The organism is Kribbella sp. NPDC051137 (assembly GCF_040682535.1).
Lineage (GTDB): Bacteria > Actinomycetota > Actinomycetes > Propionibacteriales > Kribbellaceae > Kribbella > Kribbella karoonensis.
On the sequence record NZ_JBFBBI010000005.1, the window covers coordinates 22413 to 36417 of the forward strand.

General features: G+C 69.2%; 16 protein-coding genes. 10 read left to right on the plus strand and 6 right to left on the minus strand.

What is annotated here, in order from left to right; genetic code table 11:
- Nucleotides 1–8 precede the first annotated feature (8 nt).
- Nucleotides 9–674, minus strand: coding sequence for a response regulator (locus tag AB0M51_RS26100; protein WP_363750861.1), 666 nt, complete (start codon nt 672–674; stop codon nt 9–11).
- A complete protein-coding gene (locus AB0M51_RS26105; RefSeq protein WP_344199962.1) occupies nt 671–2323 on the minus strand; it encodes an ATP-binding protein in 1653 nt (550 codons plus the stop codon). Before AB0M51_RS26105 ends, AB0M51_RS26100 begins: the two co-directional genes overlap by 4 nt.
- Nucleotides 2324–2504: 181 nt before the next feature.
- Between AB0M51_RS26105 and AB0M51_RS26110 the strand changes: the two genes are divergently transcribed.
- Genes AB0M51_RS26110 through AB0M51_RS26125 form a run of 4 tightly spaced genes read left to right on the plus strand, consistent with a single transcriptional unit; the run spans nt 2505 to nt 5974 of the window.
- Nucleotides 2505–3503: a tripartite tricarboxylate transporter substrate binding protein gene (locus AB0M51_RS26110; RefSeq protein ID WP_344199965.1), complete on the plus strand. Its 999-nt coding sequence runs from the start codon at nt 2505–2507 to the stop codon at nt 3501–3503.
- Entirely contained in the window at nt 3500–4012 is a 513-nt protein-coding gene (locus AB0M51_RS26115) for a tripartite tricarboxylate transporter TctB family protein (RefSeq protein ID WP_344199968.1), read from the plus strand. The genes AB0M51_RS26110 and AB0M51_RS26115 overlap by 4 nt, the downstream gene beginning before the upstream one ends.
- Nucleotides 4012–5520 carry a tripartite tricarboxylate transporter permease gene (locus tag AB0M51_RS26120; RefSeq protein ID WP_344199971.1) on the plus strand — a complete coding sequence of 503 codons (1509 nt, stop codon included), beginning with the start codon at nt 4012–4014 and terminating at the stop codon, nt 5518–5520. The genes AB0M51_RS26115 and AB0M51_RS26120 overlap by 1 nt, the downstream gene beginning before the upstream one ends.
- Before the next feature lie 10 nt (nt 5521–5530).
- A complete protein-coding gene (locus AB0M51_RS26125) occupies nt 5531–5974 on the plus strand; it encodes a hypothetical protein (RefSeq protein ID WP_344199974.1) in 444 nt (147 codons plus the stop codon).
- Here the strand turns inward: AB0M51_RS26125 and AB0M51_RS26130 are convergent.
- Nucleotides 5949–6533, minus strand: coding sequence for a TetR/AcrR family transcriptional regulator (locus tag AB0M51_RS26130; protein ID WP_344199976.1), 585 nt, complete (start codon nt 6531–6533; stop codon nt 5949–5951). The two genes, AB0M51_RS26125 and AB0M51_RS26130, sit on opposite strands and share 26 nt — an antisense overlap.
- An 89-nt stretch (nt 6534–6622) precedes the next feature.
- Here AB0M51_RS26130 and AB0M51_RS26135 point away from each other — a divergent pair, with 89 nt between their 5' ends.
- From AB0M51_RS26135 to AB0M51_RS26160, 6 genes are read left to right on the plus strand one after another with little or no spacing between them, the layout of a single operon-like run.
- Nucleotides 6623–7165: a VC0807 family protein gene (locus AB0M51_RS26135; protein WP_344199979.1), complete on the plus strand. Its 543-nt coding sequence runs from the start codon at nt 6623–6625 to the stop codon at nt 7163–7165.
- Entirely contained in the window at nt 7155–8087 is a 933-nt protein-coding gene (locus AB0M51_RS26140) for a hypothetical protein (RefSeq protein ID WP_344199981.1), read from the plus strand. Before AB0M51_RS26135 ends, AB0M51_RS26140 begins: the two co-directional genes overlap by 11 nt.
- A 7-nt stretch (nt 8088–8094) precedes the next feature.
- The gene (locus AB0M51_RS26145; protein ID WP_344199983.1) at nt 8095–8448 is read left to right on the plus strand and encodes a metalloregulator ArsR/SmtB family transcription factor; all 354 of its coding nucleotides are present in this window, start codon (nt 8095–8097) and stop codon (nt 8446–8448) included.
- The gene (locus tag AB0M51_RS26150) at nt 8441–8920 is read left to right on the plus strand and encodes an SRPBCC family protein (RefSeq protein WP_344199986.1); all 480 of its coding nucleotides are present in this window, start codon (nt 8441–8443) and stop codon (nt 8918–8920) included. The genes AB0M51_RS26145 and AB0M51_RS26150 overlap by 8 nt, the downstream gene beginning before the upstream one ends.
- Complete coding sequence (locus AB0M51_RS26155; protein ID WP_344199989.1) at nt 8920–9588, plus strand: dihydrofolate reductase family protein; 669 nt, start codon at nt 8920–8922, stop codon at nt 9586–9588. Before AB0M51_RS26150 ends, AB0M51_RS26155 begins: the two co-directional genes overlap by 1 nt.
- Nucleotides 9589–9615: 27 nt before the next feature.
- Complete coding sequence (locus tag AB0M51_RS26160; RefSeq protein ID WP_344199991.1) at nt 9616–10899, plus strand: crosslink repair DNA glycosylase YcaQ family protein; 1284 nt, start codon at nt 9616–9618, stop codon at nt 10897–10899.
- Here the strand turns inward: AB0M51_RS26160 and AB0M51_RS26165 are convergent.
- Genes AB0M51_RS26165 through AB0M51_RS26175 form a run of 3 tightly spaced genes read right to left on the minus strand, consistent with a single transcriptional unit; the run spans nt 10874 to nt 14002 of the window.
- Nucleotides 10874–12097 carry an MFS transporter gene (locus tag AB0M51_RS26165; RefSeq protein WP_344199993.1) on the minus strand — a complete coding sequence of 408 codons (1224 nt, stop codon included), beginning with the start codon at nt 12095–12097 and terminating at the stop codon, nt 10874–10876. The two genes, AB0M51_RS26160 and AB0M51_RS26165, sit on opposite strands and share 26 nt — an antisense overlap.
- The gene (locus AB0M51_RS26170; RefSeq protein ID WP_363750869.1) at nt 12094–13443 is read right to left on the minus strand and encodes a GH1 family beta-glucosidase; all 1350 of its coding nucleotides are present in this window, start codon (nt 13441–13443) and stop codon (nt 12094–12096) included. The genes AB0M51_RS26165 and AB0M51_RS26170 overlap by 4 nt, the downstream gene beginning before the upstream one ends.
- Nucleotides 13433–14002 carry a heavy metal-binding domain-containing protein gene (locus tag AB0M51_RS26175; protein WP_363750871.1) on the minus strand — a complete coding sequence of 190 codons (570 nt, stop codon included), beginning with the start codon at nt 14000–14002 and terminating at the stop codon, nt 13433–13435. Before AB0M51_RS26175 ends, AB0M51_RS26170 begins: the two co-directional genes overlap by 11 nt.
- Nucleotides 14003–14005 lie beyond the last annotated feature (3 nt).

Genomic DNA, 14005 nt, shown 5'->3' on the forward strand with positions numbered 1-14005 from the left:
GTCGGCTTCTAGATTTTCCAGGTGTAGCGGCGTTCGGGGCGGCCGGTGGTGCCGTAGCGGAGGGTTACTTCGGCCTGGCCCTGGGTGGTGAGGAACTCGAGGTAGCGGCGGGCGCTCACGCGGGAGATGCCGATGAGTTCGGCGCACTCGGCGGCGGAGAGGTTTTCGGGGGTGTTGCGGAGGGCGGTCGTGACGAGGTCGGTGGTTTCCTGGGAGAGGCCTTTGGGGAGGCGGTTGACGAGTGGGCGGGCGGGGTCGAGGACGCGGTCGACGTCCGCCTGTGAGGTGACCTGGGACGGGATGCTGGCGCGCCGGCGGGCGTACTCCTGCAGCCGCGCCCGCAGATCCTCAAAACCGAACGGTTTCAGCAGGTAGTTCACGACCCCTTGGCGGACGGCGCCCCGGACGGCCTCGGCCTCGCGGGCGGCGGTGATGACAAGGATGTCGACGGACGGCTGTACGGCGCGGAGCCGGGCGATCAGGTCCAGCCCGAAGACGTCGGGCAGGTACAGGTCCAGCAGCACCAGGTCCGGCGTCAGCGACTCCAGCGCGGAGACGGCGGCGTCGCCGGAGTTCGCCGTACCGACGACCTCGAAGCCGTCCACGCGGTCGACGAAGCCGCGGTGGATGCGGGCCACCATGAAGTCGTCGTCGACGACCAGGACCGTGATCATCGGGCTCCTTCCGGTGTGCGTTGGGTGGACATCCGCGCGATGAACGCGGCGCCGCCCTCGGTCAGGTTGGTGACGGCGACCTCGCCGCCGCGGCGCCGGCAGATCATCCGGGTCATCGCCAGCCCGATGCCGCGTTCGCCCTCGGCGGCGGCCTTGGTGGTGAACCCGTGCGCGAACACCTCCTGCGCCAGCTCCGGCGCGACGCCGGGTCCGGAGTCCCGGACCACGATCTCCACCGAGATCGCGTCCTGCCGGAGTTCGACCTCGACCCAGGCGGGCGACAGCGGCGTACCGGACTGCGCGGCGGCGTCGACCGCGTTGTCGACGAGGTTGCCGAGTACGGTCGCGATGTCCGCGGACAGCGCCGGGTCGAGGCGGAGCAGGGTGGTCCGCTCGGACACCCGGAGCTCGACGCGGCGTTCGGCCGCGAGCGAGGACTTCGCCATCAGCAGGGCGGCGACCGTGGTGTCGTGGACCCGCCGGGTCACGGTCAGGTCGAGCGATTCACGGTAGCGGTTGAGTGCGCCGACGTACGTGACCACCTCGTCGTACTCCCCGATCTGGATCAGCCCGGAAATCGTGTGCAGCTGGTTCGCGAACTCGTGCGTCTGCGCCCGCAGCAGCTCCGCGGACGAGCGGAACGACCCGAGCTCCCGCTCGAGCTGCGCCAGCTCGGTGCGGTCGCGCAGCGTGGTGACGGAGCCCAGCGACCTCCCGTCCTTGACCACGCTCATCCGGTTCATCACCAGCACCCGGCCGCGGCGTACGACGACCGCGTCGCGCGCCTCGTCGTCGCCGGACAGCACTTCGCACAGGCGGCCCTCGATCCCGAGCTCCCGCAGGAACTTTCCGACAGCGTTTTCCGGCAGGTCGAGCAAACGGCGGCCGACATCGTTCACCAGCGTCACCCGGAGCTGGGGGTCGAGGGCAACGACTCCCTCGGCGAGCCCGTACAGCATGGCTTCCCGGTGCTCGGCCAATCCGGCGATCTCGCGCGGTTCGAGCCCGAGCGTCTGCCGCTTGATCCGCCGTGCCAGCAGCCACGACCCGAGCAGGCCGAGCACGCAGGCGATCCCGAGGTAGATCGCCAGGTACGACGACGCGCCGCGCAGCCGCTGCAGTACGGACGGTGACCGCTCGCCCACCATCACGGTGCCGATCTGGTCGCCGAGGGTCCCGTCCGGCCGGCCGAACCTGTCCCGGCCCTCGCTGAGCACGGGAACCTGTGCGACCAGCTCCCGGGAGCTGTCGACCCGCAGCTCGCCCGACCAGCCGCGACGCTTGTCGCCGGCCGGATCACCGTAGGTGAGATCTGTGCCGATCAGCGTCGGATTGGTTGCCGCGATCACCCTTCCCGCCGAGTTCGCCACCGTGATCGAGGTGACGCCGGACTGCGCGAGGCTGGTCTGCAGCGCGGGCGCGAGCATCTCCGCGGGCGCCGGGTTCCGGATGTTGAACCGCAGGGCGGGGCTCCCGGACAGTTGCTCGGCCAGCAAGGTGACCCGGCGGCCCTCGACCCGGTTGAAGGTGGCAGCGGACTGCGCGAGCGAGACAGCGGCGACCGCGACCAGCACGACCACCACGATCGCCAGCTGCAGCACCAGCAACTGCCCGGCCAGCGTCGGCCGCCTGCCGAGTCCTACCGCCATCTTCACCTCCCTACAGGTCCTGCCGCATGATCACCGTTGTGGCGCCCGAGTGCCACAGTTCACCGCGATTCGGCCTGTGACCACAATGAACTCAACCACCGCTGCGGCCACAACGCAGACTCGGACAACCTCGGAGGTCCACGATCGTCGCCACCTGACCCCCCTGAAAGGAACCGCCACCATGAGGTCCAGGCCACTGCTGATCGCAGCACTTGCGCTGCTCGGCGTCACCGCCTGCGGGGCGACCGCGAACAAGACCGACGCTGCGAACGAGGACAGCGGGAAGCCGGCCACCGGGTTGCGGCTGATGGTCCCGAACACGGCCGGTGGCGGGTACGACACCACCGCCCGGACCGCCGCCAAGACCATGGAGGACGCGAAGATCGCCACCGGCGTGCAGGTGTTCAACCTGCCCGGCGCGGGCGGGACGGTCGGCCTGCAGCGGATCGTGAACGAGAAGGGCAACGGCAAGCTCGCGATGCAGATGGGCCTCGGCGTCGTCGGTGCGACGTACACGTCGAAGTCCAAGGCCACGCTCACCCAGACCACCCCGATCGCGAAGCTGATCGAGGAGGCCGGCGCGATCGTGGTCCCGAAGAACTCGCCGTACAAGACGATCCAGGATCTCGTCACCGCCTGGAAGGCGAACCCGAAGGGGATGGCGGTCGGCGGCGGTTCCTCGCCGGGCGGACCGGACCACCTGCTGCCGATGCAGCTCGCGCAGGCGGTCGGCATCGAGCCGAAGGACGTCAACTTCGTCTCGTACGACGGCGGCGGCGAGCTGCTGCCCGCGCTGCTCGGGAGCAAGATCGCGTTCGGGACCAGCGGTTTCGGCGAGTTCCTCGACCAGGTGGAGAGCGGCCAGGTCCGGGTCCTCGCGGTGAGCAGCGAGCAGCCGATCGAGGCGCTGAAGGACGTTCCGACGCTGAAGAGCTCCGGTATCGACCTGGTGTTCACGAACTGGCGCGGGATCGTGGCACCGCCCGGGATCAGCGACGAGGACAAGAAGGTCTGGATCGACGCGCTGACCAAGATGCACGACTCCGCCGAATGGAAGGCCGAGGAGAAGAAGCACGGCTGGACCGACGCGTTCGTCACCGGTGACGAGTTCGGTACGTTCCTCACCGACCAGGACAAGGCCGTCGCGGACATTCTCACGAAGCTGGGTCTGGCGTCGTGAGCGCCGCCGAGGCTCGGCAAGAGACTCGGCGGGACACGGCGCAGTACGTTGTGTGCGGGTTCCTGGCGGTGGTCGGCGTGCTGGTGATCGTCGACGCCGCCCGGCTCCCGCACATTGCCACCAGCAACGATCCGATCGGCCCGAAACCGGTGCCGATCGCGCTCGGCGCACTCCTGCTGGTGGTCGCTGCGCTGTACGCCGTGGACGTGGCCCGCGGCGGCACCGGCGCGGCCGAGGAGGGTGAGGACGTCGACGTGACGTCCCCGGTCGACTGGCGCACCGTACTGCTGCTGATCGCCGCGTTCGTGATCAACCTGGCGACCATCGAGCCGCTCGGCTGGGTGATCAGCGGGACCCTGCTGTTCTGGGGTTCGGCGTTCGCGCTCGGCAGCCGGCATCACATCCGCAACCTGTTCATCGCGGTCGCGCTGTCGCTGGCCACGTTCTACGGGTTCGCGATCGGGCTCGGGGTCGGCCTGCCGGCCGGCGTACTGCAAGGGATTCTCTGATGGACAACCTGATGAACCTGCTGGCCGGGTTCGGCGACGTGCTCACCCCGGTCAACCTGCTGCTCGCGCTGCTCGGCGTCACCGTCGGTACGGCGGTCGGCGTGCTGCCCGGGATCGGCCCGGCGATGACGGTCGCGCTGCTGCTGCCGATCACGTACGGGCTGGAGCCGGTGCAGGCGTTCATCATGTTCGCCGGCATCTTCTACGGCGGCATGTACGGCGGCTCCACCACGTCGATCCTGCTGAACACGCCCGGGGAGTCGTCGTCGGTGGTGACGGCGATCGAGGGCAACAAGATGGCCCGCGCCGGGCGGGCCGCGCAGGCGCTCGCAACGGCCGCGATCGGGTCCTTCGTCGCGGGCACGATCGGCACCATGCTGCTGGTGCTGGTCGCGCCGCAGGTGGTGAAGTTCGCGATCAGCCTGGGCGCGCCGGACTACCTGGCGATCATGCTGCTCGCGTTCGCGGGCGCCACGTCGGTGCTCGGGTCGTCGCGAATCCGCGGGTTCGCGGCACTGCTGCTCGGCCTGGTCATCGGCCTGGTCGGGATCGACAAGGTGACCGGCCAGCAGCGGCTGACGCTCGGCATCCCACAGCTTGCCGACGGCATCGACGTCGTAGTGGTTGCCGTCGGCATCTTCGCGGTCGGCGAGGCACTCTGGGTCGCGGCGCACCTGCGGCGCAACCCCGGCACGGTGATCCCGGTCGGCCGCCCGTGGATGGGCAGGTCGGACTGGCGACGGTCGTGGAAGCCGTGGCTGCGCGGTACGGCGTACGGCTTCCCGATCGGAGCGTTGCCGGCCGGCGGCGCGGAGATCCCGACGTTCCTGTCGTACGCGACCGAGAAGAAGCTGTCCAAGCACCCGGAGGAGTTCGGGAACGGCGCGATCGAGGGCGTCGCGGGGCCGGAGGCGGCGAACAACGCGTCGGCGGCCGGGACCCTGGTGCCGATGCTGGCGTTGGGCCTCCCCACGAACGCGACGGCGGCGGTGATGCTGGCGGCGTTCACGTCGTACGGCATCCAGCCCGGGCCGTTGCTGTTCCAGCGCGAGCCGAAGCTGGTGTGGGCGCTGATCGCGAGCCTGTTCATCGGCAACCTGTTCCTGCTGCTGCTCAACCTGCCACTGGCACCGGCGTGGGCGAAGCTCCTGCAGATCCCGCGTCCGTACCTGTACGCCGGCATCATCTTCTTCGCCTCGATGGGTGCGTACGCCGTGAACGCGCAGCCGCTCGACCTGCTGCTGCTCCTGCTGCTCGGCCTGCTCGGATTCGGGATGCGCCGCTTCGGGCTTCCGGTGTTGCCGCTGATCATCGGTGTCATCCTCGGCCCGATCGCGGAGCGGCAGGCCCGGATGGCGTTGCAGCTTTCGAACGGCGACGCGTCCGGCCTGGTCGGCGGGCCGGTCGCGTACGTGATCTACGCGGTGATCCTGCTGATGATCGGCTGGCCGCTGATCGCGAAACTCCGCCGGCAAATCATGACGAAAGATGTCGTAATTTCTGCCTGACAGTAGGTGCATGAACGAGATGCACAGGGCCTGGCTGGGTGTGGTCTCCGCGAACCACACCCAGCGGGCCGTCCAGGGCGGCTTCATCCAGCTCAATCACGGCAAGCGGTACGGCGTGGCCCGGCTGCGGCGCGGCGACGGGTTCGCGATCTACTCGCCGACCGAGTTGTACGGCGAGAAGCGGCCGCTGCGGGCGTTCACGGCGCTCGGCGTGGTCGCCGACGACGCGCCGTACCAGGCCGAACCGATGTCGATGGGCGAACGCGGCACGATCCAGCCGTGGCGCCGGCGGATCGAGTTCCTCCCGGTCCGCCGGGCGATGCTCCGCGACGTCGAACTCGAACTGACCCGCGGAGCGAACTGGGGCTACCAGCTCCGCCGCGGCCTGGTCCCCCTGGAGACTGCGGACTTCGACGTACTGAGGGACTTCATGACCTCGTCGTCAACGGAATGAACACCTGGTCGACGATCTCGGCCAGGACCTCGGGCGCGACGGACCTGGCACCATTCAGCGCGTACTCGTTGCGGAGCAGGTCGACCGCGACTGTGGCGACCCGCGGGGTCAGCGCCGCCTCGCCGACCTCACCGCGGGCGGCGGCGCGGGCCAGGGCGGTGAGCCAGTGCGCGACGCCGGCCCGGGCGACCTGATCGCGGAGCTCACCCATCCGCTCGGGATCGGTGTGGATGTCGGCCAGCAGTTCGCGGAGGATCTTCCCGACCGGTGAGGCCATCCGGTCGTTCGCCCGGGTCAGCAAGGCCAGCGCGTCACCCCGCAGCGACCCGGTGTCGGGCGCACCGTCGGAGCCGGTCGGCAGCATCTGCCGGTACGCCGCGAGGCAGAGCGCCGCCCGGCTCGGCCAGCGGCGGTAGATGACGTTCTTCGCGGTCCCGGCCCGCGCGGCGACACCGTCCATCGTGAGGTCGCGGTACCCGACCTCCTGCAACTCCTCGACGGCGGCCCGCAGGATCGCCTCCTCGAGCGCGGCGCCCCGGCGGCGCGTGACCTGGTTCATAGATACCCAGCGTATCCCATGACATTCGGCCTAATCACGCTGCCAACCTCCTTCATAAGCTACTACCAGTATCTTATCGAGGAGGAATCATGCGGAAACTGCTCATCGGTCTGCTCTGGGACGTGGGCTTGCCGGCCGTCGTGTACTACGGCGCGCACGGACTCGGCTACGACGTACAGACCGCCCTCGTCGCCGCGGGCGTCGTCGCACTGCTCCGGGTCGCGTTCGTCGCACTGCTGCACCGGCGCCTGGAGGTCGTCGCGGCGATCATCGGCGGCACGTTCCCCGTACTGCTGGCGATCTCATTGCTCACCGACGATCCGCGAATCCTGCTGGCCAAGGAGTCCGTGCTGTCAGGCGCAGCCGGGATCGCCCTGGTCGGCTCCTGCCTGCTCGGCCGGCCACTCGTCTACCTACTCACCCCGGCCCCTCGGAGCAAGCACCTCACAACGATCACCTGGCTCTTCGGCGCCGTACTGCTGCTGGACGCCGTCGTTCGCCTGGTACTCGTCTACTCCCTCCCGCTCGACACGATGGCCAACCTCTCCCCGATCCTCCACGTCGGCGCATTGGCACTACTGGCGGCCTGCGCGCTCTGGTTCCGCAAACGGCGGCTGGCACATGCGCGGTAAAGGCATCCACTACGACACCGGCACGCGCATGCCGGAAGGCCTTACCCGCAAGACGTTCGACCGGGACGAGGTGCGCCGTGACATGCACGTCATCGCGAAAGAACTGCACTGCAACGCCGTACGCATCGCCGGAAGCGAGCTGGACCGGCTGGCCGTGGCGTCCGAGGAGGCTGCGGCGGCGGGGCTCGAGGTGTGGCTGTCGCCGTTCCCGTGCGACCTGGCCCGGGCCGAGTTGCTGGAGTTGTTCGCGGAGTGCGCGTCACTCGCCGAACGGTTGCCGGCGGCCGCGTTGATCACCGGTGGAGAGCTGAGCATCTTCGCGCAGGGCTTCCTGCCCGGCGCGAACCTGTTCGAGCGGATCGCGGCATTGACGCCGGAGAACGTGGCCGACGTACCGGTTCGGCTGAACGCCTTCCTGGGCGCGGTGATGGACGTCGTCCGGCCGCGCTTCGCGGGCAAGGTCACCTACGCGTCGCTGCCGTTCGAGCGAGTCGACTGGACGTTGTTCGACTATGTCGGCGCCGACGCGTACCGGTCGGCGCTCAACGCGCAGACGTTCCGCTCGGAGGTACGGGCGTTGCACCGCTTCGGATTGCCCGTGGTCGTGACCGAGTTCGGGTGCTGCACGTTCCGCGGCGCCGCGGCGTACGGCGCACGCGGCTGGATGATCGTCGACCGCGACACCTGGACGATCGCCGGGGACCGTCACCGCGACGAGGCCGAGCAGGCGGCGTACTTCCGCGACCTGATGGAGGTCTTCGAGGAAACGGGCGTCGACACCGTGTTCTGGTTCACGTACGCCGGCTACAGGTTCACCGGCGACCTGGACGTCGCGTCGTACGGCGTCGTCCGGCTCCCCGACCGGCAGCCCAAGGAAGTCTTTCGTGCGATCCAGTTGACGTATTCCGATATAGGCATATGATCGCATTATGGCACGGGCGGCGACGACCTCGGATGCGTTCAATGCGATTGCGGAGCCGCAGCGGCGGGACATTCTCGTGTTGTTGCGGGGCGGGGAGCGGCCGGTGACCGAGGTGGCCCGGGATCTGGGGATGAGTCAGCCGCAGGCGTCCAAGCACCTGCGGGTGTTGCGGGAGGTCGGGCTGGTGCGGGTCCGCGGAGCGGGCAAGCAGCGGCTGTACGACCTGGACGCCCGCGGGCTGCGGCCGGTGCACGAGTGGGTGGGCGGATTCGAGCAGTTCTGGAACGAGACGTTCGGCCGGCTGGACGAGTACGTGCAGGAGCTCAAGCAGGAGAAGCGAAAGGGACCAGAGGATGATTAGCGGCGACACCGCTGACCGGGAGATCGTGGTCTCCCGGTTGATCAACGCCCCACGGGAGCTGGTGTTCGAGGCGTTCACCGAGGTCCGGCACCTCGAGCAGTGGTGGGGACCGGCGGGCTTCAGCACCAAGACACGGTCGTTCGAGTTCCGCGTCGGCGGCGACTGGGACTTCGTGATGCACGGTCCGGACGGGACCGAGTACCAGGAGTGGATCACCTGGTCCGAGATCGACGCACCGGCCCGGATCTCCATGGTGCACGGCGAATCCCGCGACGACCCGAACGCCTTCGCCTCGCTGCTCACCTTCGAGCCGGACGGCGAGCAGACCCGGATCGTCATGCGTGCGGTGTTCCCCACCAAGGAACTGCGCGACGAGGCGGTCGAGAAGTACCACGCGATCGAGGGCGGCGAGCAGACCCTGCACAACCTGGCGACGTACGTCGCCGAACTCACCGGAAAGGACGTGGACTGATGGCTGGAAAGGTGTTCTTCGGCGTGACGATGTCGCTCGACGGCTTCATCGCGCCAGTTGCGGACGTTACGGTCGCGGAGGTGTTCTCGCCCGAGGGCAAGGACGATCCGCGGGTCCAGACCTGGCTGCGGAAGTGGGGCGAGTTGCAGGCCTGGTTGTTCCCGCAGCGTTCCTTCCGGGAGAACCTGAAGCTCGGCGAGGGCGGCGAGGAAGGGCTCGACGACGAGGTCTCGCGGGCGACGATGGAGCGGATCGGCGCGAACGTGATGGGCAAGCGGATGTTCGACGGCGGTGAGCTGGCCTGGCCGGAGGAGGCGCCGTTCCACACCCCGGTGTACGTCGTCACGCACACGGAGCGCGAGCCGTGGGAGCGCCCGGGCGGCACCACGTTCTACTTCGTCAACGACGGGATCGAGAGCGCGCTGTTCCAGGCCCGCGAGGCGGCCGGCGACCTCGACGTACGGATCTCCGGCGGTGCCGAGACGATCCAGCAGTACCTCAACGCCGGCCTGGTCGACGAGTTCTCGATCTCGCTCTCGCCGGTGCTGCTGGGCAACGGCATCCGCCTGTTCGACCACGTGGATGCCGACCGGATCGCGCTGGAGCAGGCCCGGACGGACGCGTCGTCCCAGGTCACCCATCTGACGTACGCCGTTTCCAAGCGGTGACCCCGTGTCGCGCTATACGTTCGAGTCATGGTGGTCGTGGGCGACGAGGTCTCGACGGAGGTTGCGCGGCGGATCGCGCTGAGTGCCCAAGGATTCGGCGAACCGCATCGGCGGGGTGATGTGCGCTGGGCGATCCGGCAGGCCGCCGTACTGCAGCTGGACTCGGTGAACGTGCTGTGCCGGTCGCACTATCTGCCGGTGTACGCCCGGGTGGGCAACTATCCGCGGGCGAGCCTGGACGACCTGAGCTGGGGCGCGGAGCGCGAGCTGTTCGAGTACTTCTGGGGACACAAGGCCGCCCTGATCCCGCTCGGCAACTATCCGCTGATGCGCTGGCGGATGCGGGCGGCCGAACGGCAGGTGTGGGACGAGGAGCTGAGCCCGGACGTCACCGCGCCCTGGTCGGTGGTCGCCGGGATGCGCCGGCTGACCGCGGAGCGGCCGGGGTACGTCGACCAGGTGCTGCGACTGGTCACCGAACGAGGCCCGCTGACCGCGGGTGAGGCGAGCCCGGACGGCGTACGGCGCAAGCGCAGCGACCCGGACCCGGATCCGACCACCGGCAGGATGTGGAACTGGCAGGACGCGAAGATCGCGATCGAGTACTTGTTCTGCACCGGGCAGGTGACGATCGCGGGGCGGCGGCACTTCGAGCGGATCTACGACCTGACCGAGCGGGTGCTGCCGGCCGACGTACTCGGGGCGCCGGAGCCGACCGCGGCCGAGGCACGTCGTGAGCTGGTCCGGATCGCGGCGCGCGGGCTCGGGATCGGAACGCTGCGTGAGCTCTGCGGCGGGACCGGGCAGGCGCACTTTCCGTTGCCTGCCGCAACTGGTCGCGAGGTGATCGGCGAGCTGGTGGACGCCGGTGAGCTGGTGCCGGTGCGGGTCGAGGGGGTGAAGCAGCAGGCGTACCGCTGGCACGAGGCGGAGGACCGTCCGGTGGACGCCTGCGCGCTGCTGTCGCCGTTCGACCCGCTGATCTGGAACCGGGATCGCACGCAGCGGCTGTTCGACTTCTTCTACCGGATCAGCATCTACACCCCGGCGCCGCAGCGCGTCCACGGGTACTACGTACTGCCGTTCCTGCTCGGCGATCGTCTGGTGGCTCGTGTCGATCTGAAGTCGGATCGGCCGGCGTCGACGTTGGTCGTCCCCACGCTCACCGCTGAACCCGGCGTACCCGACTTCGTCGAGAAGCTGGCCGGCGAGTTGCGGCAGCTGGCTGCGTGGCTGGACCTCGGCAACATCCAGGTCACCGCATCGTCCGGCGCCGGTAAGGCACTCAGGCGACTGATCGGACGCGGGTGACCAGCACGCCGGCCAGGACGGTGACTGCGGCGGCCAGCAGGTAGAGGACCGGGTAGCCGCCCAGGTGTTTGACGATCGGGGCGGCGATGACCGGGGCGAGGACCTGCGGCAGGGAGTTCGCGATGTTGATGACGCCGAGGTCCTTGGCGCGGTCGCGGGCGTTCGGAAGGACCTGCGTGAGCAGCGCGAAGTCGACGGACAGGTACACGCCGAAGCCGGCGCCCAGCACGATCGCACCGGTGATCGCGCCGGGCCAGGTCGGCCACCCGGCAAGGATGACGCCGGCCACGGCCATCACCCAGCCCGACGCGGTGACGAAGACCTTGCGGCGGGCGGAGCGGTCCGACCAGCGGCCGAAGCTGATCGCGGTGGTCAGGACGCAGACGCTGTAGATCGCGGTCAGGATCAGTACGCCGGTGTCCGGGTCAGCGACCCCGACCTCGTCCTGAAGGTAGTAGAAGAGGTACAGGGTGCCGAGCGCGTTGCCGACATTGAAGAGGAACCGGGTCAGCCAGGCCCAGCCGAAGTCCGGGTAGCGGCGCGGGCTGATCCAGAAGCTCTTCAGGAAGTCGGGGAGGACGAACGCCGGTCGCTCCGTGAGCGGCTGATCGTGGCTGCGGAGCAGGTACGGGACGACGGACAACAGCAGGAAACCCGCGCAGGCGACGTACCCAAGGGTGTAGTTGTCGAAGGACGCGGCGAGGGCCGTTCCTACTAGTGCGCCGAGGACCTGCGAGATGGCGACCCAGCCGCCGACGACGCCGCGCTGGGTGACCGGCACGCGGTCCGGGATGACCGCGGTCGCGGCCGCGAGCAGCGCGTTGCCGAAGAGCTGCATCAGGCACCACCCGACGAGCATCAACGCGATCACCCGCGCGCCGGACAGGATCCCCAGCCCGACGGCACCACCGACAGCGCCCGCGATCACCCACGGCACCCGCCGCCCGAACCGGGACGCCGTACGGTCCGAGATCGCCCCGAACGCCGGATTGGCCACCACCGACACCGCCGCCCCGACCCCGGTGACCAGCCCGAACACGAACTCTTTGTTGCCTGGGGCAACCGCCTCGGACTGCTTGGCCAGCAGCACCTGGATAGGCCCCAGCCAGGCCGCGAACACGCCCACGTTCGCCAGTACGACGGCGGCCGTCCACCCACCGCCGACCCGCACGGTAGGTTCCGCCAACGCCTCCTTCATCGGCGGTGCTGGGCTATCAGAGCCTGGAGCCAGTAGTACGACGCCTTCGGAGTGCGCTCCTGGGTCTCGAAGTCGACGTGCACCAGGCCGAACCGTTGCGAGTACCCGGCCGCCCACTCGAAGTTGTCCAGCAGCGACCACTGGAAGTACCCGCGGACGTCGACCCCGTCGTCGATCGCCGACTTCAGCGAGCGAAGGTAGCCCTCCAGATAGTCGATCCGGCGTTGGTCGGACACCCCGTCGTTGATCGCGCAGCCGTTCTCGGTGATGTAGATCGGCGGCAGCTTCTCGCCGTACCGCTGCTGGAAGGTCCGCAGGATCTCGCCGAACGCGTCCGGCACCACCGGCCAGCCGAAGTCCGTGGTCGGGTAGCCGGTCAGCGTGCGCGGTTCGAACGGCAGACCGGGCGGGAGCAGTACGCCGTCGGTCGCGGCGGTGTCGGCCTGTCCGGTCGCCGCGCCGACCGAGACCGGCGAGTAGTGGTTGATGCCGAAGAAGTCCAGCGGCGTCGAGATGACCGCGAGGTCGTCGGCAACCGGCCCGGGCATCGCATCGCCCATGCCGGACGGGTACTCGCCGAGCAGGATCGGGTCGGCGAACAGCCAGTTGATCAGGTTGTCGTACAGCGCGGCCGCTTCCTGGTCCTCGGCGCTGTCACTGGCCGGCCAGGTCGGCGCGTGATTGGAGGCGATCCCGACCTGGGAAGCCCCGGCCGCCCGCAGCGCCTGCACCGCGCGGCCGTGGGCGAGCAGCTGATGATGCGCGACCGGCAGCGCGTCGAACAGGAGTTCCTTGCCGGGCGCGTGGGCGCCGAGCGAGTACCCCATCAGCGTCAGCACCATCGGCTCGTTGATCGTGATCCACAGCGGCACCCGATCCGCGAACCGGGCGCCGAGGATCCCGGCGTACTCCGCGAACCGCTCGGTGATGTCCCGGTTCAGCCAGCCGCCCGCGTCCTCGAGCGGTTGCGGCGTGTCCCAGTGGTACAGCGTCGGCGCCGGCTGGATCCCGGCGCCGAGCAGCGCGTCGACGAGCCGGTCGTAGAAGTCCAGCCCGGCCGCGTTCCCCGGTCCGCTGCCGGTCGGCTGGATCCGCGTCCAGGCGAACGAGAACCGGTACGTGTCCACCCCGAGCTCCCGCATCAGCGCGACGTCCTCGGCGTACCGGTGGTAGTGGTCGCACGCGACCGCCCCGGTGTCGCCGTTCAGGATCTTGCCGGGCTGCGCGCAGAACGTGTCCCAGGTGGAGGTGCCGCGGCCGCCCTCGGCCACGGCACCCTCGATCTGGTACGCCGACGTGGAAACACCCCACCTGAATCCGGGCGGAAAGGTGAGCTCAGCTGTCATTGGCATCGTCCTCGTCAGGGGTTGAGTCCTGCACCCGCGGCGGCTCGACCTTCCGCACGACGACCGCCGTACCGTAGGCGGCCACCTCGCTCATGGTCTGCGCGATCTCGTTGCAGTCGAACCGCATCGCGAGGATCGCGTTCGCGCCCATCTGCTGCGCCATCTGGCACATCCGCATCACCGCGACGTGCCGCGACTCGGCCAGCATCTGGGTGTACTCCGGCACCTCGCCGCCGCCGAGCGACCGGAAGCTCGCGGTGAAGTTCGATCCGAAGTCGCGGGTCCGCACGGTCAGCCCGAACACCTCGCCGAACACCTTCTCCGCGGTGTACCCGGGCAGGTCGTTCATCGTCGACACCAGCACCGGGTACGGCGAACCCTGCGGCGCGACGTGCGGCACGTTGGACGGCGCCGGCTGCTGGTATCCGCCCTGCTGATACCCGGGCGGCGGGCCCTGCTGGTAACCCGGGGGCGGGCCCTGGTATCCCGGCGGCGGGCCCTGCTGGTAGCCCGGCTGCTGCGGCGGATACGGCTGGTTCGGAGGAAAGTTCTGTGTCATGTC

Excerpts from the sequence above, each read along its gene's own strand:
- AB0M51_RS26170 (WP_363750869.1), bottom strand. The coding sequence starts at position 13,443 with ATGACAGCTGAGCTCACCTTTCCGCCCGGATTCAGGTGGGGTGTTTCC.
- AB0M51_RS26135 (WP_344199979.1), top strand. The coding sequence starts at position 6,623 with ATGCGGAAACTGCTCATCGGTCTGCTCTGGGACGTGGGCTTGCCGGCC.
- AB0M51_RS26145 (WP_344199983.1), top strand. The coding sequence starts at position 8,095 with ATGGCACGGGCGGCGACGACCTCGGATGCGTTCAATGCGATTGCGGAG.
- AB0M51_RS26160 (WP_344199991.1), top strand. The coding sequence starts at position 9,616 with ATGGTGGTCGTGGGCGACGAGGTCTCGACGGAGGTTGCGCGGCGGATC.
- AB0M51_RS26175 (WP_363750871.1), bottom strand. The coding sequence starts at position 14,002 with ATGACACAGAACTTTCCTCCGAACCAGCCGTATCCGCCGCAGCAGCCG.
- AB0M51_RS26110 (WP_344199965.1), top strand. The coding sequence starts at position 2,505 with ATGAGGTCCAGGCCACTGCTGATCGCAGCACTTGCGCTGCTCGGCGTC.
- AB0M51_RS26100 (WP_363750861.1), bottom strand. The coding sequence starts at position 674 with ATGATCACGGTCCTGGTCGTCGACGACGACTTCATGGTGGCCCGCATC.
- AB0M51_RS26155 (WP_344199989.1), top strand. The coding sequence starts at position 8,920 with ATGGCTGGAAAGGTGTTCTTCGGCGTGACGATGTCGCTCGACGGCTTC.
- AB0M51_RS26105 (WP_344199962.1), bottom strand. The coding sequence starts at position 2,323 with ATGGCGGTAGGACTCGGCAGGCGGCCGACGCTGGCCGGGCAGTTGCTG.
- AB0M51_RS26165 (WP_344199993.1), bottom strand. The coding sequence starts at position 12,097 with ATGAAGGAGGCGTTGGCGGAACCTACCGTGCGGGTCGGCGGTGGGTGG.
- AB0M51_RS26130 (WP_344199976.1), bottom strand. The coding sequence starts at position 6,533 with ATGAACCAGGTCACGCGCCGCCGGGGCGCCGCGCTCGAGGAGGCGATC.
- AB0M51_RS26150 (WP_344199986.1), top strand. The coding sequence starts at position 8,441 with ATGATTAGCGGCGACACCGCTGACCGGGAGATCGTGGTCTCCCGGTTG.
- AB0M51_RS26120 (WP_344199971.1), top strand. The coding sequence starts at position 4,012 with ATGGACAACCTGATGAACCTGCTGGCCGGGTTCGGCGACGTGCTCACC.
- AB0M51_RS26140 (WP_344199981.1), top strand. The coding sequence starts at position 7,155 with ATGCGCGGTAAAGGCATCCACTACGACACCGGCACGCGCATGCCGGAA.
- AB0M51_RS26125 (WP_344199974.1), top strand. The coding sequence starts at position 5,531 with ATGAACGAGATGCACAGGGCCTGGCTGGGTGTGGTCTCCGCGAACCAC.